18 protein-coding genes are annotated in these 18097 nt (G+C 62.9%); 15 read left to right on the forward strand and 3 right to left on the reverse strand.

Annotated features, from left to right (window positions below; translation table 11 throughout):
* The first annotated feature begins 337 nt into the window (after positions 1 to 337).
* Positions 338 to 694, forward strand: a complete 357-nt coding sequence (locus ACTIF2_RS05745) for a helix-turn-helix transcriptional regulator (RefSeq protein WP_024924672.1) — start codon at positions 338 to 340, stop codon at positions 692 to 694.
* 49 nt (positions 695 to 743) lie between these two features.
* Here the strand turns inward: ACTIF2_RS05745 and nhaR are convergent, their stop codons facing one another.
* Positions 744 to 1658, reverse strand: a complete 915-nt coding sequence (nhaR, locus tag ACTIF2_RS05750) for a transcriptional activator NhaR (RefSeq protein WP_439496089.1) — start codon at positions 1656 to 1658, stop codon at positions 744 to 746.
* A 122-nt stretch (positions 1659 to 1780) separates the two neighbouring features.
* Between nhaR and ACTIF2_RS05755 the strand changes: the two genes are divergently transcribed.
* From ACTIF2_RS05755 to ACTIF2_RS05770, 4 genes are read left to right on the forward strand one after another with little or no spacing between them, the layout of a single operon-like run.
* Complete coding sequence (locus ACTIF2_RS05755) at positions 1781 to 2104, forward strand: HPF/RaiA family ribosome-associated protein (protein WP_439496090.1); 324 nt, start codon at positions 1781 to 1783, stop codon at positions 2102 to 2104.
* Positions 2105 to 2111: 7 nt separating this feature from the next.
* Positions 2112 to 2702: a hypothetical protein gene (locus tag ACTIF2_RS05760; protein ID WP_439496091.1), complete on the forward strand. Its 591-nt coding sequence runs from the start codon at positions 2112 to 2114 to the stop codon at positions 2700 to 2702.
* A gap of 21 nt (positions 2703 to 2723) precedes the next feature.
* Positions 2724 to 3662, forward strand: coding sequence for a protease HtpX (gene htpX / locus ACTIF2_RS05765; protein ID WP_439496092.1), 939 nt, complete (start codon positions 2724 to 2726; stop codon positions 3660 to 3662).
* Positions 3663 to 3692: 30 nt separating this feature from the next.
* Positions 3693 to 4541 carry a universal stress protein gene (locus ACTIF2_RS05770; protein ID WP_439496093.1) on the forward strand — a complete coding sequence of 283 codons (849 nt, stop codon included), beginning with the start codon at positions 3693 to 3695 and terminating at the stop codon, positions 4539 to 4541.
* Positions 4542 to 4588: 47 nt separating this feature from the next.
* Here the strand turns inward: ACTIF2_RS05770 and ACTIF2_RS05775 are convergent, their stop codons facing one another.
* Positions 4589 to 4843, reverse strand: a complete 255-nt coding sequence (locus tag ACTIF2_RS05775; RefSeq protein ID WP_439496492.1) for a helix-turn-helix domain-containing protein — start codon at positions 4841 to 4843, stop codon at positions 4589 to 4591.
* Between the two features lie 262 nt (positions 4844 to 5105).
* Here ACTIF2_RS05775 and ACTIF2_RS05780 point away from each other — a divergent pair, with 262 nt between their 5' ends.
* The 10 genes from ACTIF2_RS05780 (at position 5106) to ACTIF2_RS05825 (ending at position 17928) form a co-directional block, all read left to right on the forward strand.
* Positions 5106 to 5954, forward strand: a complete 849-nt coding sequence (locus ACTIF2_RS05780) for a universal stress protein (RefSeq protein ID WP_439496094.1) — start codon at positions 5106 to 5108, stop codon at positions 5952 to 5954.
* A 207-nt stretch (positions 5955 to 6161) separates the two neighbouring features.
* Positions 6162 to 7223: a TerC family protein gene (locus ACTIF2_RS05785; RefSeq protein ID WP_439496095.1), complete on the forward strand. Its 1062-nt coding sequence runs from the start codon at positions 6162 to 6164 to the stop codon at positions 7221 to 7223.
* 174 nt (positions 7224 to 7397) lie between these two features.
* Complete coding sequence (locus tag ACTIF2_RS05790; protein ID WP_439496096.1) at positions 7398 to 8156, forward strand: tellurite resistance TerB family protein; 759 nt, start codon at positions 7398 to 7400, stop codon at positions 8154 to 8156.
* 175 nt (positions 8157 to 8331) lie between these two features.
* Complete coding sequence (locus ACTIF2_RS05795; RefSeq protein WP_439496097.1) at positions 8332 to 9759, forward strand: pyruvate kinase; 1428 nt, start codon at positions 8332 to 8334, stop codon at positions 9757 to 9759.
* A gap of 2 nt (positions 9760 to 9761) precedes the next feature.
* Positions 9762 to 10832: a dihydroorotase gene (gene pyrC, locus ACTIF2_RS05800; protein WP_439496493.1), complete on the forward strand. Its 1071-nt coding sequence runs from the start codon at positions 9762 to 9764 to the stop codon at positions 10830 to 10832.
* Positions 10833 to 10849: 17 nt separating this feature from the next.
* A complete protein-coding gene (gene ilvD, locus ACTIF2_RS05805; protein WP_439496098.1) occupies positions 10850 to 12571 on the forward strand; it encodes a dihydroxy-acid dehydratase in 1722 nt (573 codons plus the stop codon).
* A gap of 161 nt (positions 12572 to 12732) precedes the next feature.
* A complete protein-coding gene (cysD, locus tag ACTIF2_RS05810; protein WP_439496099.1) occupies positions 12733 to 13665 on the forward strand; it encodes a sulfate adenylyltransferase subunit CysD in 933 nt (310 codons plus the stop codon).
* Complete coding sequence (gene cysC, locus ACTIF2_RS05815; protein ID WP_439496100.1) at positions 13665 to 15590, forward strand: adenylyl-sulfate kinase; 1926 nt, start codon at positions 13665 to 13667, stop codon at positions 15588 to 15590. The genes cysD and cysC overlap by 1 nt, the downstream gene beginning before the upstream one ends.
* A 68-nt stretch (positions 15591 to 15658) precedes the next feature.
* The gene (locus tag ACTIF2_RS05820) at positions 15659 to 16573 is read left to right on the forward strand and encodes a DUF6671 family protein (protein WP_439496101.1); all 915 of its coding nucleotides are present in this window, start codon (positions 15659 to 15661) and stop codon (positions 16571 to 16573) included.
* Positions 16574 to 16914: 341 nt separating this feature from the next.
* Positions 16915 to 17928 carry a LysR family transcriptional regulator gene (locus ACTIF2_RS05825; RefSeq protein ID WP_439496102.1) on the forward strand — a complete coding sequence of 338 codons (1014 nt, stop codon included), beginning with the start codon at positions 16915 to 16917 and terminating at the stop codon, positions 17926 to 17928.
* On the opposite strand, the gene ACTIF2_RS05830 is transcribed toward ACTIF2_RS05825, so the two are convergent.
* Positions 17837 to 18097 carry a DUF2274 domain-containing protein gene (locus tag ACTIF2_RS05830; protein ID WP_081766895.1) on the reverse strand — a complete coding sequence of 87 codons (261 nt, stop codon included), beginning with the start codon at positions 18095 to 18097 and terminating at the stop codon, positions 17837 to 17839. The genes ACTIF2_RS05825 and ACTIF2_RS05830 overlap by 92 nt on opposite strands.

An 18097-nucleotide genomic window follows, 5' to 3' on the forward strand; every position in this document is an offset into this window, starting at 1 on the left:
ATATTCCAACCAGCCTGCGGTCCTGTTCCGCATGCCCCGTTGGAAGCCGCGCCCGCTGAAATGCCAGAAACTCTCCAACGTCCCGGCAAGCGCGGGGAATGTCATCGCTGGACCGGACCAGGAGCAAAAAGCAGTTTGACACCGGCAGCACTCCTTCGTCGGCCTCCGGAGCCGGGCAGTTCGTATGCGTCCGGCGCCTCCAGGTTGCCGCATCCCCTTCTGAACACGGGTGGTCGGGATACGATTAACCCCCGCATACTCCCATAGATGCGAACTCCATGTTACGATATGAAAGACACGAAACATGTGTCGTATGTTCATATAGGGATTCTCGTAAATGCAGGCAACGGCAAAATCCAAATCTGACGCACCCTCCTCGGCCAGCTGGACGTTTCTGACCAACCACGCTCATGTACTGCTGTGCCTGGTCGAGAACCCGGAGGCGAGAATGCGGGAGGTTGCGGCCCGGGTCGGGATCACGGAGCGCGCCGTGCAACGCATCGTCGCCGAATTGGAGGAGGCAGGCTATCTCAGCCGTATGCGTGAGGGGCGCGCCAATCGCTACATCGTCCATGAGGACTTGTTCCTCCGGCATCCTGTCGAAAGTCATTGCACGATCGCCGAACTGATCGAGATGGTGATTGGAACGCGAAGGCGCGCCGAACCCTCCCGCAAAGGCGTTCGCCGCGCCTGACGGCATCTATCTTTGTCTTCGTGGTGACGATAGCAGCGAGCGGACCTGCTTAAGACCTGGCTGGCGCTTTGTCGTCGACGAACAGGTCCGTCTTCGCTGCTTCGCTGATCGCGACGACGGCAGGGTGGGTCAGTTTGCGCTCAACCGAGATGGCATAATATCTCGCTGCGACGCTGTCGGCACGGCCAATGATCTCGGCTGCGTACTGTTCTTGGATCTCGTCGGCCAATATTGCCGGTGCAGGGAAAATGCCTGCGCCCGCCTTGCCGAAGGCCTTCATCAGCGCGGTGTCGTCGAATTCGCCGACAATGTGCGGCTCGATCTGATGTTCGCTGAACCACCGCGTGAGCGCCCCCCGCATTGTTGCGCCATCGCTTGGGATCAGCATGGGTGCGCCGTCCAGGGATTGCGGAAAGCCCTCCTGATAGCGCGCGGCAAGTCCGGGCACGGCATAGAAGGCGATAGGTGTGCGCCCGAGAGAGTGGCTGTAGCCTTTCACCCCCAATTCAGAGGGCAGCGGCCGGTCGGCGATCACCAGGTCCACCTTGTGAATGGCGAGTTCCGCGAACAGCCGTTCCAGCTTGTCCTCCCGGCAGATCAGGCGCACGCGCCCGGCACTACCCAGTGCCGGGGCCAGCAGCCGATAGGCGATCGACTTGGGAACCACATCGGCCACCCCCACCCGAAACAGCAGGTCGCTGCGGCCAGCGCGGTTGCGCACGGTTTCTTCCAGCTCTCTCCCGATCTGGAAAATCTCGTCGGCGTAGGAGAGGGTCAACTGCCCCGCTGCGGTCAGTTCCAGTCGCCGCCCGGCGCGGCGGAACAGCTCTGTTCCGAGCGCTTCCTCCAGCGTGCCGATTTGCGCGCTGATGGTCTGTGGCGCGAGACGCAGCTGCTCGGCGGCTCGCGCGATGCTGCCAGCCTTCGCGACCCTCAAGAAATAGTGCAGCTGCTTGTAGTTCAACACGACTGGCTATCCAATTCGCAGTTTTTTCCGATCAAAGAACACTGAATAATCTGATTTTTTAGGTGATCAATCAAGCCCATATTCCGCACATGCTCAGGATCCGGGTCGGTGGAGGATTGATGAAGATCGATATTCAGGCGCATGGCGTCGAACTCACCGACGGCCTGCGCGGGCATGTGGAGCATCGGCTGGGATTCGCATTGTCCCAATTTCAGGACCGCATTCGCGGCGTGGTCGTGCGCCTGTCAGATGTCAACGGACCGAAGGGCGGGATAGACAAATGCTGCCATCTGCGCGTGCGGCTGAACGGGCTGCCCGACATCGTCATCGAGGAAACCGAAGCGGACTTTCCTGTCGCGGTGAATCGTGCCTCGGATCGGGCCAAGCGGACTCTGGCCCGCCGCCAGCGGCGCGTGCGCGACACCTTTGAACGGGCTCCGTGAGGTGGTGATGCGCAGCCCCCTCCATCAGCGCCGGTTCTCGGCGCGGGCCTTCTCGGCGCTGCGCAAGGTGCGGGCGCGCACCTGGCTGATCCTTGGCGCCGCCGTTCTCGGAATCCTCGGTCTGTTTACCTGGGCCGGGATCGCGCTGCTGTCCTGGCTGTGGGGGCAGTTTCCGGCGGCGACCGAGGCGGGCAGGCGCCTTGCCGGCGAGACTATGGCACAGATCGAACAGGTGGCGCCCGGCCTGAAAGAACAGGTCGGCCAGTGGGTGCCGGGGCTCGTCGAAGCACCGCCGGCCAGCGACGTGAGCGGCGCCGATGCCGGGCCGGTACCGCGCTTTCCCGGCTTGGTGCGCAGCCATTTTGCGCGCGGCGAAGAGACGGTCGAGGTCCGCTACGCGGGGCGCGCCGCGTTCGATTCGGTGCGCGCGCATTACGTTCAAGGATTCGCGGCGGCGGGATACGCCGGGGAGGTGAAGGAGGCCTCGCCCGAGGCGGAGCATCACCGCTTCAAGAAGGGCCGTGAGGCAATCGATCTCTTGCTGTTCCGCCAGGTGGAGGGGCGTGTGGAGATTCGTTTGACGGTTTCGGCCCAGTAGGAATTTGGCGAGGAGTATGGCGTGAAACGCACGGCGCTTTTTCTAGCAACCAATCTGGCCGTGGTGCTGGTGCTGTCGGTCACCCTGCGCTTGCTGGGGGTCGAGCCCTACCTCAATGAACAGGGCCTCAATCTCAATGCTTTGCTCATCTTCGCGGCCGTCTTCGGCTTCGGCGGCGCCTTCATTTCCCTGGCCCTCTCGAAATGGACCGCCAAGAGGGCAGTCGGCGCCCAAGTCATCACCCAGCCGAGCACGCCGACGGAACAATGGCTGGTGCAGACCGTCGCCCGCCAGGCCCAGGCCGCCGGCATCAGGATGCCGGAGGTTGCCGTCTACGAGTCGCCGGAGGTCAACGCTTTCGCCACCGGCATGAGCAAGAACGCCTCCCTCATCGCGGTGTCCACCGGGCTGCTGCAGCAGATGAGCCGGGAAGAGGCCGAGGCGGTGCTGGGGCACGAGGTGTCGCACGCCGCCAACGGCGACATGGTGACGATGGCGCTGATCCAAGGCGTGGTGAACACCTTCGTCATGTTCCTGTCCCGGGTCATCGGCCACCTGGTGGATCGGGTGGTGTTCAAGACCGAACGCGGCCACGGCCCGGCTTTTTTCGTCACCATGATCGCTGCCGAACTGCTCTTGGGCATCCTCGCATCGATCATCGTCATGTGGTTCTCCCGTCACCGGGAATTCCGCGCCGACCGGGGCGGCGCCGAGCTCGCCGGCCGGCGGCCCATGATTGCCGCCCTTCATCGCCTGGCAGCGCTGCACCCGGGGCCTCTTCCCGACAAAATGGCAGCCTTCGGCATTGCGGGCGGCGCTGGCGGCGGATTGAAGCGCCTGTTCATGACTCACCCGCCGTTGAAAGAGCGGATCGCGGCGCTGGAAAACGCAGATAAAGAAACTCTGCCAGGCGAAAATGACGACGGACGCAAGAAAAACCGCCTGACGCGGTCAATGTGACACAGCAGAGCAATTGAGGAGATAAAGAGAATGGCTTTCAAGGACGTCCTGCTCCCATTGAGCACTTATCCCGAAGCGACCCCGGTTGCGGCGATCGAGCAAGCGGTCGGCCTCGCCGGCGCGCTGGGCGCGCGCATCTCGGCGCTCACTTTCAAAATCGAGATTCCGAACGTCGGCAACGTGCTCGCGAACAAGCTGCTTGACGTCCCGGGAATGATTGCGGCCGAGCGGCAGAAAAGCGTGGCGATTGCCCAGGCTCTGATCAGCGCGTTCGAAAGCATGGCGACGAAGCGCGGCGTTCCACACGAGCAGATCATCGAGTCTTGCCCGACGTCGCAGCTCGCGGCCATCGTGACGGAACACGCCAGGATGCACGATGTGACGATGATCCCTATCGGCGAGCAGGCGGACCTCCAGCAATATGTCGCCGAGTGCGTGATCTTCGGCTCCGGACGACCGACGATCGTCTTTCCCGAAGTGTCGAAACGCGGCGATCCCTTGTCTTTCGACGTCGTCGGTGTGGCCTGGGATTTCAGCCGGCCGGCCGCAAGGGCTGTGGCGGATGCCCTCCCGATCCTGCAGCTTGCCAAAACCGTGCGGGTGGTGACGATCACTGAGGAGAAGACGATCGATACGAGGCGCTCAGGCGCGGAGCTGGCGAAGCATCTCGCCTGTCATGGCATCGAGGTTGTCCTGGAAGAGGAAGAGGCCGCCGGCCGAAAAATCGGGCAGGCTCTCGAAGACTATGCAACTGCACGCGAACTCGACGTGCTCGTCATGGGAGCCTACGGGCACTCACGGATGCGCGACTTCATCCTGGGCGGCGCGACAAAGACCATTGTCGCCAACCCGCCGCTGCCAGTGCTCCTCTCACATTGAGATGCTGCCTCCACGGCTGCGCAACGGCGAGAACCAAGAATACACGGTCAACAACCATCAACGGCTATAGGCTGGTCGATGAGGTTGTTCCAAGCTTGGCACGCTGCCTCGATGAGGTGGTCGTAGGTATCGAAACGAAGACTCGGTTCAAGAGCCAATTGGCCTGGCACGGTCAGCTCCAGTCGTCGCCTCGCGCGGTGGAATAACGCGGTTCCGAGCGCTTCTTTGAGCTTTCCGATCTGGACGCTGATGGTCGGCGGCGCGAGGCGCGGCTGCTCGGCGGCGAGCAGCGATGCTGCCAGTCTTTATGACCCTCCAGAGATAATGCAGCGACCTGTAATTCAACACGACCGGCCATTCCCATCCGCAGTTTTTTTGGATCAAAGCACTGCGAATAATCTGCTTTTTTTGATGATCAATTGAGCCCACATTCCGCACATGCTCAGCAATCCGCGCATGGCCAAAGGGACGGGGAAGAACAGACACCATGTGGGCTGACGAACAACGACGGCGCAACAGGGCGGTGCCGTCCCGAACCATCAGGACCCGCTGGGAGTTGAGAGAATGGCTTTCAACGACGTCATGCTTCAGTTGAGCAGCTATCCCGAACCCACCCCAGTTGCGGCGGTCGAGCAAGCGGTCGACTTTGCTGGGGCGCTGGGCGCGAGTATCTCGGCGCTGACTTTCAAAATAGAGATTCCGAATGTCGGCAACGTGCTTGCGAACAAGCTGCTCGACATCCCGGGGATGATTGCGGCCGAGCGGCAGAAAAGTGTGGCGAATGCCCGGGATCTGTTCGGTGCGTTCGAAAGCATGGCGACGAAGCGCGGCATTGTACACCAGCCGATCATGGTGTCATGCACCACCTTGCAGATCCCGGGCATCGTGACTGCACGCGCCAGAATGCACGACGTCACGATGATCCCGATCGGCGAGCAGGCAGAGCAACAGCAATATGTCGCCGAGTGCGTGATCTTCGGCTCCGGACGACCGACGATCGTCTTCCCGGAAGCGCCCAAACGCAGCAACTCCCTTTCCCTCGATATCGTCGGCGTGGCGTGGGATTTCAGTCGACCCGCGGCACGGGCCGTGGCGGATGCCCTCCCGATCCTGCAGCGCGCCAAAACCGTGCGGGTGGTGACGATCACCCCAATAAAAACGATGGACACGAAGAGCTCAGGCGCGGAACTGACGAAGCATCTCGCCGGTCATGGCATCGAAATTGTTCTCGAGGAAGAAGAGGCCGCCGGCCGGACAATCGAGCAGGCTCTCGAAGACTATGCTACCGCGCGCAGCCTCGACCTGCTCGTCATGGGAGCCTACGGGCACTCGCGCATCCGCGACTTCATCCTGGGCGGCGCGACAAAGACTATTGTCGCCAACCCGCCGCTGCCAGTGCTGCTCTCGCATTGAGATGCTGCCTTCACCGCTGCGCAACGGCGAGAACCAGGACGACAACGCCAACAAGAGCCATTGGCGCAATCGCAATTGGGGCCGCTCGCCACCGTCTCAGCCGCTCCCGAAAGGTCCGGGCCCTGCTGGCAGTTGAGCATGGACGCAATCTTAGGCCTGTGACGCATCCAACGGGTGCTCCTAAACACCCGAAAAGTAAGGATTACCATGGAACTGCTCGCCGACTTCCTGACCAGCGATTTCCTCGGCAAGTCTGTCTGGCTCTGGTTCGTCTTCCTCGGCATCGTCGGCGCGTTGCTCGCCTTCGACCTCGGCGTTCTCCACAAGCAGGACAAAGAACTCGGTGTCGGCGAAAGCTTGATCTTGTCCGCGTTCTACATCGCGATCGCGCTGGTGTTCGGCGCCTGGCTGTGGTGGTCCATGGGCCCGACCTCGGGCATGGAGTATTTCACGGGCTATGCCTTGGAGAAGGCGCTTTCGATCGACAACGTCTTCGTAATCTCGCTCATCTTCAGCTATTTCGCCATTCCCGCCAAATATCAGTACCGGGCGCTGCTCTGGGGTATCCTCGCGGTGCTGGTCTTGCGCGGCATCATGATCGGGCTCGGTGCGGCGCTCGTGCAGCAGTACGAGTGGGTGCTCTATATCTTCGGCGCCTTCCTGATCGCCACGGGGATCAAGATGCTCGTCATGGGAGAGAACGAGCAGGACGTGTCGAAGAATCCGATCGTGCGCTTCCTGTCCAAGCGCATGCGTGTGTCGGCTGAGTTGCACGGTTCGCACTTCTTCGTCCGCAAGCCCGATCCGGAGACGGGCAAGCTCGCGCGCTTCGCGACGCCCCTGTTCCTGGCGCTCGTCGTGATCAACATCGCTGACCTCGTGTTCGCGGTCGACTCGGTGCCGGCGATCTTCGCCATCACGACCGACACCTACATCGTGTTCACGGCCAATATCATGGCGATCCTCGGGCTGCGCGCCCTTTATTTCGCCCTCGCCGCCATGGTGCACCGCTTCGAGTATCTGAAATACGCGCTCGCCATCGTCCTCGTCTTCATCGGCGCCAAGATTTTCTGGAACCAGATCGTCGGCAAGGCCGACCCCGCGATCTCGCTCGGCGTAACCTTGTCCCTCATCGCGGGCGGCGTCCTGTTCTCGCTATGGAAAACTCGCACGGCCGCGACAGACGAAGCCGCCAGCCACGGCCTGACAGCTCCGCTCCCGGATACCATTGGAACACGGCCCTCCACTCGCCCTGCAGGAGACGATTAATGACCATTGATGTCCCGTCTGCTCCGTCGCGCACATCATTGCATCCTTCGCCGCCCCCGCCTGGTGCATCGATGCCGACACTCGTGAAACGTCATCGCCCGCCGCAGCGCGCTCGACGGTAACCCGCAGGATGCCGATAGGCGCGAACCTGCCAGTCCATCACAGGAGAACGATATGATCGATGTGAACAAGCTGTTGACCACCGTGCTGTCGGGCAGCCCGACGACAGGTCAAAGCGGTGTGGAAGGTGCTCAACCGGCCGATCGTGGCGGACGAGCGGGCCTCGGCGATTTCTTCGGTGCCAATGTGGGTGCGCTCGGCACCGGCGCGCTCGCAGGCGGTTTGGCCGGTACGCTCTTGACCTCGAAGCACGCGCGGAAGTTTGCCGGCGGCGCTCTGCAAATCGGCGGTGCTGCCCTGCTCGGTGGGCTCGCCTACAAGGCGTACAGCAATTACCGTGCCGGCAAGCCGCTGATACCGCAAAGCGTCAGCGACATGCTTGGTGGCCTCATTCCGGGTCAGGCCGGTGCGCCGCAAGAAGCTTCGCGCGGCTTTCTCTCACCTCCGGATGCGATGCCACGGGATGGCACCGCCACGCTCTTGCTACGCGCGATGATCGCTTCGGCCATGGCCGACGGTCGCTTTGACGAAACCGAGCGCGCCCGTCTGATCGAGCGCGTCGAAGCCAGCGGCCTCTCAAGCGAAGAACGACGTTATCTTGAGTCCCTGATCGCGCGCGCCGACACACCGGACCAGCTTGCGGCGGCTGCGCGAGGTCCAGAGGCGGCCGCGCAAGTCTATCTGGCGGCTTTTATCGCCATCGATGCCGATACCCCGGCCGAGACGGCCTGGCTCGATGATCTTGCCAACAAGCTTGAACTTGATCCGGCCCTGCGCAGGAACATCGAGGCCGCCGGCCGCGGTACCGCGTGATCATGTGAGGCGCGCGATCGGAGAACCAATGACGCTGAATGCGATCCAAGTTTCGAGCTTGAAACGTCCTGCTGCGGGTCGCTCCTGTGAGGCAGACCGGAAAGTATCCGCGAAGCGCCTCCTATCGAGGATGGTTCGCATCCGAGCTGCCGTCATTCAGGAGAGCCAAGCCATTGTGGACGACTGGACCCCCAAGGTGGCGCGGCGGAGTTTTCTGCCTGGAGCGATCAATCTTGCGCAGTATCTGGCGTTTCGTCGCCATGATCTGAGCGATCTCCAGCATCAGCTCTCGGCGCTTGGACTAACTTCGCTCGGACGGAGTGAGGGCCGCGTTATCGCAACACTTGAGGTCGTCTGCGCGAGGCTGACCGAAATGGCCGGTCAGCCCGCGGTGTCTCATTCCACCCCCTTAGCCTTCCGGCACGGAAGGCGGATTTTGAGGCGAGAGCAGGCCAGGATCTTTGGGAGCGATCCGCACGGGCCCGGTACGCGGATCATGGTCACGTTGCCGACCAGAGCCAGTCAAGATCGCGCCCTGGTCGCCGATATCATTCGTGCTGGGGCGGATTGCCTACGCATCAACTGCGCGCATGGGAGACCGGAGACCTGGGCGGCCATGATCGAAAACAGCCGCGCTGCGGCGGCCGATCAAAACAAAGCCTGCCGGATTCTCATGGATATCGCCGGCCCGAAATGCCGGATTGCCGAAGTCTTCGCGCCGAAGAAGACGCGGCTCTACCGAGGCGATCTTCTCATGTTGGCTGGTCGCATGCCCGCGCAGGTAGAGGCTGGCGATATCGTCATCCGCGTGACGTTCCCGGCAGTTCTTGATCAGCTTGAGGTCGGCGCACGGATCTTCATCGACGATGGCCGCATCGCAGCGCGCGTCGAAAGGATCGAACCCGACGGCGCGATGCTTCGGGTGGAGCAGGCGCGCAGCAAGGGGGAGAAGCTCAGGCGCAAAAAGGGACTGAACTTTCCAGATACGGCGCTCGATCTTCCGCCTCTGACCGAGAAGGATCTCCGCGATCTCGATTTCGTTGCGGAGAATGCCGATCTCGTCGGGTTCTCCTTCGTTCAGCGTCCGTCGGACATCACGCTTATTCAGCGGGAATTGGCAGCACGACGCGGTGGACGTCCCGTGCAGCCTTTAGTGATCAAGATCGAAACCGCGCTCGCCGTCAGGAACCTTCCCGACCTGATCGTGCATGGCGCCGGGCAACAGCCACTGGCGGTCATGATCGCGCGTGGAGATCTGGCGGTCGAACTTGGTTTCGAACGGATCGGCGAAGTCCAAGAGAACATTTTATGGCTTTGCGAGGCGGCCCATGTGCCGGTCATCTGGGCGACCCAGGTCTTGGCCGGGATGGTGAAAGAAGGAGCACCCAGCAGGGCGGAAGTGACCGACGCGACCATGGGGCAGCGCGCCGAATGCGTGATGCTCAACAAAGGACCATTCATCGTCGAGGCAGTGCGTTTCCTCGACAACGTGCTCCGCCGCATGGATCGCCACCAGTCGAAGAAGTCGGCGCGGCTCACGCCGCTGGAGCTCTGGATAGAACCGCAAGGTGCGCGTCAGGCGCGGGAAGCGGGGCGAACGTGACCCTGGTAAATGAGATAACGCTCCCCAAACCCGACGATTGGCACGTGCACCTTCGCGATGGCGATATGCTGCGCATGGCGCTGCCCTGGACGGCACGCGCGTTCGGGCGCGCCATCGTCATGCCGAACCTCGATCCACCGGTAACGACGGCCAGCCAGGCGGCGGCGTATCGCGATCGGATCCGGCGCGTACTGCCCGACGGCTCCAGGTTCGAGCCGCTGATGACGTGTTTCCTGACCGAAGAGACCGATCCCGAAGACGTCGCACAAGGCTTCGCCGAAGGGATTGTCTCGGCGGTCAAGATGTACCCGGCGCGCAGCACCACGAACTCCGCCGCCGGCGTGACCGACATTCGCCGGGTCTACCGCGTGTTGGAGAGGATGCAGGGCGTCGGCATGCCACTTTTGATCCATGGTGAGGTGGTCGATCAGGAGACGGACGTTTTCGACAGGGAGAAGGCGTTCATAGACCGGGTGCTTGTCCGGCTGCAAGCCGATTTCCCCGCGCTGCGGATCGTCTTGGAGCACATTACGACCGCCGAAGCCGTGGACTACGTGCAGCACGCCGAGGGTCCCATCGGCGCCACCATCACGGCGCACCACCTCATGATCAACCGCAATGCGATGTTCGCAGGCGGCATCCGGCCGCATATGTACTGTTTGCCCGTGGCCAAGCGGGAGGGCCATCGTCTCGCATTAAGGGACGCCGCGACCTCCGGCGATCCGCGCTTCTTCCTCGGCACGGATTCGGCGCCGCACCTGGTCCGGGACAAGGAGTCGGCGTGCGGCTGCGCCGGCATCTTCACCGCGCCCCTTGCCCTTGAGCTCTACGCCCAGGTTTTCGAGGAGGAACGAGCCCTCGATAGGCTCGAGGCCTTCGCGTCTCTCAACGGCGCCCGGTTTTACGGCCTGCCGCCAAACACCGAGACAATCACGCTCATGCAATCTCCGTGGCAGCCGCCAGAATCGCTGCCGGTTGGAGACGGAGATCGCGTGCGTGTGTTCTGTCCGGAGAGCGTGGCTCGTTGGCGCCTCCTCGAACCGGCAGCCTGCGAGAAATTGATCGACGTGTAAAGCGAAAGGCCGACCCCATGGCACATCACTACGACAAATCCAAACTGCCGAGCCGCCACACGACGGTCGGCCCTGAGCGGGCGCCGCATCGTTCGTTCCTCTACGCCATGGGGCTGACCGAAAAGGAGATCGCCCAGCCCTTTGTCGGCGTCGCCACCTGCTGGAACGAGGCCGCGCCGTGCAACATCACGCTCAGCCGCCAGGCGCAGGCTGTCAAATTGGGCGTCAAGGCGGCTGGCGGCACCCCGCGCGAGTTCACCACCATCACCGTGACCGACGGCATCGCCATGGGCCACCAAGGCATGAAGTCGTCGCTGGTAAGCCGCGAGGTGATCGCCGACTCGGTCGAACTCACCATGCGCGGCCATTGTTACGATGCTTTGGTGGGCCTTGCTGGGTGCGACAAATCTCTGCCCGGCATGATGATGGCCATGGTCCGCCTCAACGTGCCCAGCGTGTTCATGTACGGAGGAACGATCCTGCCGGGGCGCTTCCGCGGCAAGGACGTCACCGTGCAGGACGTCTATGAAGCGGTGGGAAGCTACCAGGCCGGCCAAATCTCCGAGGACGAACTACACGCGCTCGAATGTGTCGCTTGCCCTTCCGCTGGTTCGTGCGGCGGCCAGTTCACCGCCAATACCATGGCCTGCGTCTCCGAGGCGCTTGGGCTCGCACTGCCCGGTTCGGCCGGGGCGCCGGCGCCCTACGAGAGCCGCGACGCCTTCGCCGAAGCGTCCGGCAAGGCGGTGATGAACCTGCTGGCTCGCGACCTCAGGCCGCGCGACATCGTCACCCGCAAGGCACTTGAGAATGCCGCCGCCGTAGTGGCGGCCTCCGGCGGGTCGACCAATGTGGCGCTGCATCTGCCGGCGATCGCGCACGAGGCGGGCGTCGACTTCGACCTGCACGCGGTAGCCGAAATCTTCAGGCGCACGCCCTATATCGCCGACCTCAAGCCTGGAGGGCGCTACGTTGCCAAGGATCTGTTCGAGATCGGCGGTGTGTCGGTGCTCCTGAAGGCGCTGCTCGACGGCGGCTACCTGCACGGCGACTGCATCACGGTGACAGGCAAGATGATCGCCGAAAACCTGGCCGACGTAGTCTTCCCGACCGACCAGGACATCGTTCGCCCGATCTCCGACCCGATCACCACCAGCGGCGGCGTGGTCGGTCTGCGCGGAACGCTCGCCCCGGAGGGCGCGATCGTCAAGGTGGCTGGCATGACGGACCTCAAATTCCGCGGGCCGGCCCGGTGCTTCGACTCCGAGGAGGCGGCCTTCAGCGCCGTGCAGAACCGCGAGTACAAGCCGGGCGAGGTCATCATCATCCGCTACGAAGGGCCGAAGGGCGGCCCCGGCATGCGCGAGATGTTGGCGACCACGGCGGCGCTCTACGGCCAGGGCATGGGCGACAGGATGGCCCTGATCACAGACGGGCGCTTCTCCGGCGCCACGCGTGGCTTCTGCGTCGGCCATGTCGGCCCGGAAGCAGCAGTTGGCGGCCCGATCGCATTGCTGAAGGACGGAGACATCATCGCTATCGATGCCGAACTGGGCACGCTTGATGTCGAGCTTTCGGCCGAGGAACTAGCGATCCGACACAAGGACTGGCGACCTCGCCGTCACGACTTCCAGTCCGGAGCGCTATGGAAATTTGCGCAGACCGTGGGGCCGGCATCGAAAGGCGCGGTCACCCACCCTGGCGCCGCCGCAGAGACACACACCTATGCCGACATTTGAAAGCCGGGCAAAGCGAATGCCTGCGGCCATGCGCGGCTGCGCGCGCCGTGTCGTGGCGACCTGGCCGCGCGCGCCGTCTCTGCAAGTGGCACTTGGAAGCTCAAGAAGCTGCCATCTCTTCGGCGGCCGCACAAAGTCGAGAGTTGGAGAACCACGCTGATATGACAGTCATCAAAGCTCCCAGCCGGGTTGATGCACGATTCTCGCACATGCGCCGGCTCGAGGCCGAGTCCGTTGCCATTATCCGGGAGGTTGCCGCCTGCTTTCGACGACCTGTGCTGCTCTACTCGATCGGCAAGGACAGCTCGGTCCTGTTGCATCTGGCGCAAAAGGCGTTCGCCCCGGCACCGCTGCCGTTCCCGGTGCTGCATGTTGATACCGGGTGGAAGTTCCGGGAAATGATCGCGCACCGCGACAGCACCGCCGCGCTGCTTGGATTCGAGCTCCTGATTCATACGAACGGAGAAGCGGCGGGCGCCGGCATCACACCGTTCACCGCTTCCTCGGCCGTCTACAACCACGCGATGAAGACCGAGGGCTTAAAGCAGGCGATGGCGCGCTGGGGCTTTGATGCTGCGATCGGCGGCGCTCGCCGCGACGAGGAGAAGTCGCGCGCCAAGGAACGCATCTTTTCACACCGTAACACCGCCCATCGCTGGGAGCCCAAGACCCAGCGGCCCGAGTTTTGGCACGCTTGGAACACGCACCTTGCCCCCGGCGAATCGATGCGCGTATTTCCGCTGTCAAATTGGACTGAGCGCGACATCTGGGACTATATTTGGATCGAGGGCATCCCTCTCGTCCCCCTTTATTTCGCGAAGCTCCGGCCCGTCGTCCGCCGCCAGGACACCTGGATCATGGTGGACGACGACCGCATGCCTCTCGAGCCCGGCGAACAGCCCGAATTGCGGTCGGTCCGCTTTCGCTCGATCGGCTGCTATCCCTACACCGGGGCAATCGAAAGCACCGCCGCCACGCTCGCCGACGTCCTGCTCGAGATGCGGTCGACGCGCATGAGCGAGCGTCAGGGACGTTTGATCGACCACGATCAACCCGGATCGATGGAGCGCAAGAAGCAGGAAGGATATTTCTGATGCGCGACACGACTCGTCAGATTCCGGAAGAGGAAAGCCCGGACGCCATAATCGCCCGCGTCATCGCCGCCGAGCAAGCCAAGTCGCAGCTTCGCCTGTTGACGTGCGGCAGCGTCGATGACGGCAAATCCACGCTGCTCGGGCGAATCCTCTACGACGCCGACTGCGTCTACGAGGACCAGCTCGCGCGCCTGTTCAATGACAGCAAAGGCCGTGTGCCGGAGGGTGATCTCGACTTCGCGCTGCTGCTCGACGGGCTCATGTCCGAGCGCGAGCAGGGCATCACGATCGACGTCGCCTGGCGCTTCTTCGAAACCGACAAGCGCAAGTTTGTCGTCGCGGACTGTCCGGGCCACGAGCAATACACTCGCAACATGGCCACTGGCGCATCGCAGGCGGATGCCGCCCTGCTGCTGATCGACGCACGCAAGGGCGTCCTTACCCAGACGCGGCGTCATGCTCATATCCTCGCCTTGATGGGCATCCGCCACGTCGCCGTGGCGGTGAACAAGATGGACCTGGTTGGCTTCGACCACACTGCGTTCGCGCGTCATGCTGCCGAGATTGCCGACCTCGCCGAAGCACTCGGCTTCACCGATGCGGTTGCCGTCCCGGTCTCGGCGCTCAAGGGCGACAATGCGTTGGGCCGCTCGGCCGCGATGCCTTGGTTCGACGGCCCTACGATCATCGGATGGCTGGAGTCGGTCAACGTCGACGATGCGTTTGAGATCGGATCGTTCCGCCTGCCGGTGCAGTGGGTCAGTCGTGCAGGCCAGGATTTCCGCGGTTTCTCCGGGTGGATTGCGAGCGGTAGCGTGCGCCCGGGAGACTCGGTGCTTGTAGCCCGCTCCGGCGCGCGTGCCGTCGTCGCTCGGATCATCCCGGAGCGTGATCCCGCCCAGGCCACCGCCGGGCAGTCCGTCACGCTGGTGCTCGACCGCGACCTGGACGTAAGCCGTGGGGACGTGCTGGCTGCCGCCGATAAACCGCCCATTATCGCGGATCAGTGTCAGGCGCATCTGCTGTGGTTGGGCGAGGCGCCCATGATCCCCGGCCGCCAGTACCTGATGCGGCTCGGCACGGACGAAGTGCCGGTGAGCATCACAGCGCTAAAGCATCGGATCGACATCAACACGCGTGCGCATCTGGCTGCCCGTCAGCTCGCAATGAACGACCTCTCGGTGGTGAACTTCGCAGCCGATCGCCCCGTGGCTTTCGACCCTTATGCCGAAAATCGCGAAATGGGCGGCTTCGTGCTGGTCGATCGCATCACCCATGCCACGGTTGGCGCCGGGATGATCGACTTCGCGCTGCGGCGTGCCGGCAATATCCCCTGGCAAGACTTCGATACTGCTCCCGATGCACGCGCCGCAGCGAAGGGGCAGCGTCCGGCGATCCTGTGGTTTACCGGCCTGTCGGGGGGTGGCAAGTCGACGATTGCGAACATTGTCGACCGCAAGCTGATGGCCGCCGGCTTCCATCCGTTTGTGCTGGACGGCGACAATGTCCGCCATGGGCTCAATCGCGATCTCGGTTTCACCGAGGTGGATCGGGTCGAGAACATCCGCCGCATGGCCGAGGTCGCCAAGCTGATGGCCGATGCCGGGCTTGTCGTGCTGGTCTGCGTGATCTCACCCTACGCGCGCGACCGGGCGCTCGCCCGTGAGATCGCCGGCAGCCATCCATTCTATGAGATCTTTGTCGATGCGCCGCTGACGGTGGCGGAAGCGCGCGACCCCAAGGGACTTTATGCGAAGGCCCGGGCTGGAAAAATCACGCATGTCCCCGGCATCGACGCGCCTTACGAGACGCCTGAGGCGCCGGAACTGCGCCTCGCTTCTCACGACGTGCCGGCCGAGGCGCTGGCGGATCGTGTCCTCCATCTTCTGGAGCTCGGCCGCACCCTCAAAGTAACCGATAACTAGGGAGCTTTCGCCAAAAATGTACAGCACAGCGGATAGCCTTTTCCGAATCGACGCGGGGTCGCGCCTCCATGCCGATCTCTGATTCCCGCGACACCCCCGCCTACGCGCTTCCCGATCAGGTCGGCGGCGACCAATTCCATCTGGCGGGCGCACGGACGGTGATCGCCACGATGCACGGCAAGGAACGCGTGATCGCCCCTTTGCTTGCGGAGGCGCTCGGCCTCGATTGCCTCGTGCCATCGGCCTTCGATACCGACCGCTTCGGGACCTTTACGCGAGAGATCGCGCGGACTGGTTCGCAGCTTGACGCCGCACGAGCTAAGATCGCGGCGGCTTTCGAGCATGGCCCGAGTACACGTGTTGCAATAGCAAGCGAGGGAAGCTTCGGTCCACATCCCCAAATTCCCTTCGTCCCGCTTGCCCGCGAGATTGTCGTAATGAAGGACCGCGTCAGCGGTCTCGAATTGATCGGTCATTATGCGGGCCTGTCGACGAATTTTGGCCACACCGTCGTTACGGACCTGGCCGGCGCCAGTGCGTTCGCCGAACGCGCGCGATTTCCCGGACATGGGGTGATCGTCATGGGCTGCGTCGATCAGCAGCCGACGCCCGGGCGCGCGCTGATCAAGGACATCGACGATTGGGCCGAACTGCAAAGGGCGATTGAGGAGGTGATCGCGATCTGCGGCGCCGCCTTCGTTGAGACCGATATGCGCGCCCATCGCAACCCCACTCGAATGCGCACCATCAAACGCGCGACGCTGGACCTTGTCCGCCGGTTTCGGAGCCTGTGCCCGATCTGCGCTCGACCCGGATTTGCCATCACCAAACGGCTATCCGGCCTGCCATGTTCACGGTGCGGAGGCCCAACGCTCGCGCTGAAAGCTGATGTCTATAGTTGTGAGGGGTGCGGTTACCGGGAAGAGCGCGCGGTGAAGGCGGCGACAGCGGACCCGGGACAATGTGGGGAGTGCAACCCGTGACCAAGGGAACGAAGGGAGTGTGGAATGGCCGCTTCGCAATCTCCCATTGAGCCTCTCCTAGAAGCCGAAAAGCAGATTGCGTGGGTGCTCGCCCATCCTGGCATGAGCGAATGGCTGAAGGACGCTCTTAGGACCGCAGTCGACCGCGATCCAGAGCACCTTCTGAATGACTTGGAGATACTATGTTTGCTTTTGAGAGCGAAGTCCCAAGCCGCCATAGATGAGCGGCTACGTTAGTCTCCAAGTCCGGTAGCCATCGGGGGGGCGACAATCGAACTGCCTGAGGAGCGTCACAGAGATGATGAAATGCGTAGACGACGTCGACCGAGCGTTTCCGATGTATGCGGAACGCGGTGCGTTCTTCGACAGCGCTGTTTCCGCGCAGCGAAACGACTGCTTTCGTGCCGATTGACCTAAAGCACCTGCGCTATGCCGAGGCGGCGGCACACCATGGCAGCTTCCGCAAGGCGGCGGACTCGCTCGCACTGAAGCAATCCAATCTGAGCCGCCGGATCAGGCATCTAGAGGATCAACTCGGCGTTAAGCTTTTCGAGCGAACCAATGGCGGCGTGCGACCGACCTCGGCTGGGCGCGACTTCGTTCACGGAGCGCGGCGCGTCCTCCACGAGCTGGAGGTTGTGATCGATGGCGTCAAGGCGGTGGGGCGGGGCGAAGCCGGACACATCACAATCGGATTCTATACGTCGTTGTCGGCGGGCAATCTCCGCGCCACGCTTGTCGAGTATTCTCGGCGCTTTCCGCAGGTGCACATCAGCACGGTCGAAGGCTCGCGGGCACGACTGTCCGAGGGAATCGAGAACGGCAAAATCGACATCGCCATCGTTACCGGCGAGCCCGCACTGGACGGCAACCGCTCGATGATGCTGTGGAGCGAGCGCATTATCGTTGCCCTGCCTCAGGACCATCCTCTCGCCGCCAACGAGATTGTCTACTGGACTGACTTGAAGCGCGAGCGGTTCCTCTTGTGCGAGCGCGATCCCGGCCCGGAGATCTATGATATCCTTGTTGCGAAGCTGGCTTCTCCCGGCGATCTGCCTAAGGTCGTTCGGCACGATGTTAGTCTGGAGATTATCAAGAGCCTGGTCGGCGCTGGCTGCGGCGTCAGCGTGATGTGCGAAGCCTGCATGGGCGCCAACTATGCGGGCGTGGTCCATCGTGAAGCGCGCGACGGCAATGGCTCGACTCATATCGTCTATCGCGCCTATTGGAAGGGCCACGACGACAACCCTGCAGTGGAGCATTTCATCCGGCTTTTGGAGGAGCGCTGCCCGCCGGTTGCGAGCGGGAACGGGCCGCGTGGCGGAGTTTCGCGAACCCCCGATCAGTTGACATGAAGCGCGCGAGCATCGGTGCGACGAGCTTGGCGGGCTCGACGACTTTGCCGCTTTCGCGGCCAAGGATCTCCGCGTATGCGATGAGATCGCGGTGAAGAGCAGCGGACAATTCCACCGAGAGTTTCACCGGCTTGTCGTCTTCGAGCGCCCCTAGCTTGAGTTTGGCCAT

The organism is Allobosea sp. (genome assembly GCF_051860145.1).
Lineage (GTDB): Bacteria > Pseudomonadota > Alphaproteobacteria > Rhizobiales > Beijerinckiaceae > Allobosea.

What these genes read in the sequence shown, in the direction of transcription:
- ACTIF2_RS05830 (WP_081766895.1), bottom strand. Translation starts at nt 18,097, where the DNA reads ATGGCCAAACTCAAGCTAGGGGCGCTCGAAGACGACAAGCCGGTGAAA.
- ACTIF2_RS05770 (WP_439496093.1), top strand. Translation starts at nt 3,693, where the DNA reads ATGGCTTTCAAGGACGTCCTGCTCCCATTGAGCACTTATCCCGAAGCG.
- ACTIF2_RS05820 (WP_439496101.1), top strand. Translation starts at nt 15,659, where the DNA reads ATGCCGATCTCTGATTCCCGCGACACCCCCGCCTACGCGCTTCCCGAT.
- ACTIF2_RS05760 (WP_439496091.1), top strand. Translation starts at nt 2,112, where the DNA reads ATGCGCAGCCCCCTCCATCAGCGCCGGTTCTCGGCGCGGGCCTTCTCG.
- ilvD (WP_439496098.1), top strand. Translation starts at nt 10,850, where the DNA reads ATGGCACATCACTACGACAAATCCAAACTGCCGAGCCGCCACACGACG.
- ACTIF2_RS05790 (WP_439496096.1), top strand. Translation starts at nt 7,398, where the DNA reads ATGATCGATGTGAACAAGCTGTTGACCACCGTGCTGTCGGGCAGCCCG.
- ACTIF2_RS05755 (WP_439496090.1), top strand. Translation starts at nt 1,781, where the DNA reads ATGAAGATCGATATTCAGGCGCATGGCGTCGAACTCACCGACGGCCTG.
- ACTIF2_RS05780 (WP_439496094.1), top strand. Translation starts at nt 5,106, where the DNA reads ATGGCTTTCAACGACGTCATGCTTCAGTTGAGCAGCTATCCCGAACCC.
- cysC (WP_439496100.1), top strand. Translation starts at nt 13,665, where the DNA reads ATGCGCGACACGACTCGTCAGATTCCGGAAGAGGAAAGCCCGGACGCC.
- ACTIF2_RS05745 (WP_024924672.1), top strand. Translation starts at nt 338, where the DNA reads ATGCAGGCAACGGCAAAATCCAAATCTGACGCACCCTCCTCGGCCAGC.
- ACTIF2_RS05785 (WP_439496095.1), top strand. Translation starts at nt 6,162, where the DNA reads ATGGAACTGCTCGCCGACTTCCTGACCAGCGATTTCCTCGGCAAGTCT.
- cysD (WP_439496099.1), top strand. Translation starts at nt 12,733, where the DNA reads ATGACAGTCATCAAAGCTCCCAGCCGGGTTGATGCACGATTCTCGCAC.
- ACTIF2_RS05825 (WP_439496102.1), top strand. Translation starts at nt 16,915, where the DNA reads ATGCGGAACGCGGTGCGTTCTTCGACAGCGCTGTTTCCGCGCAGCGAA.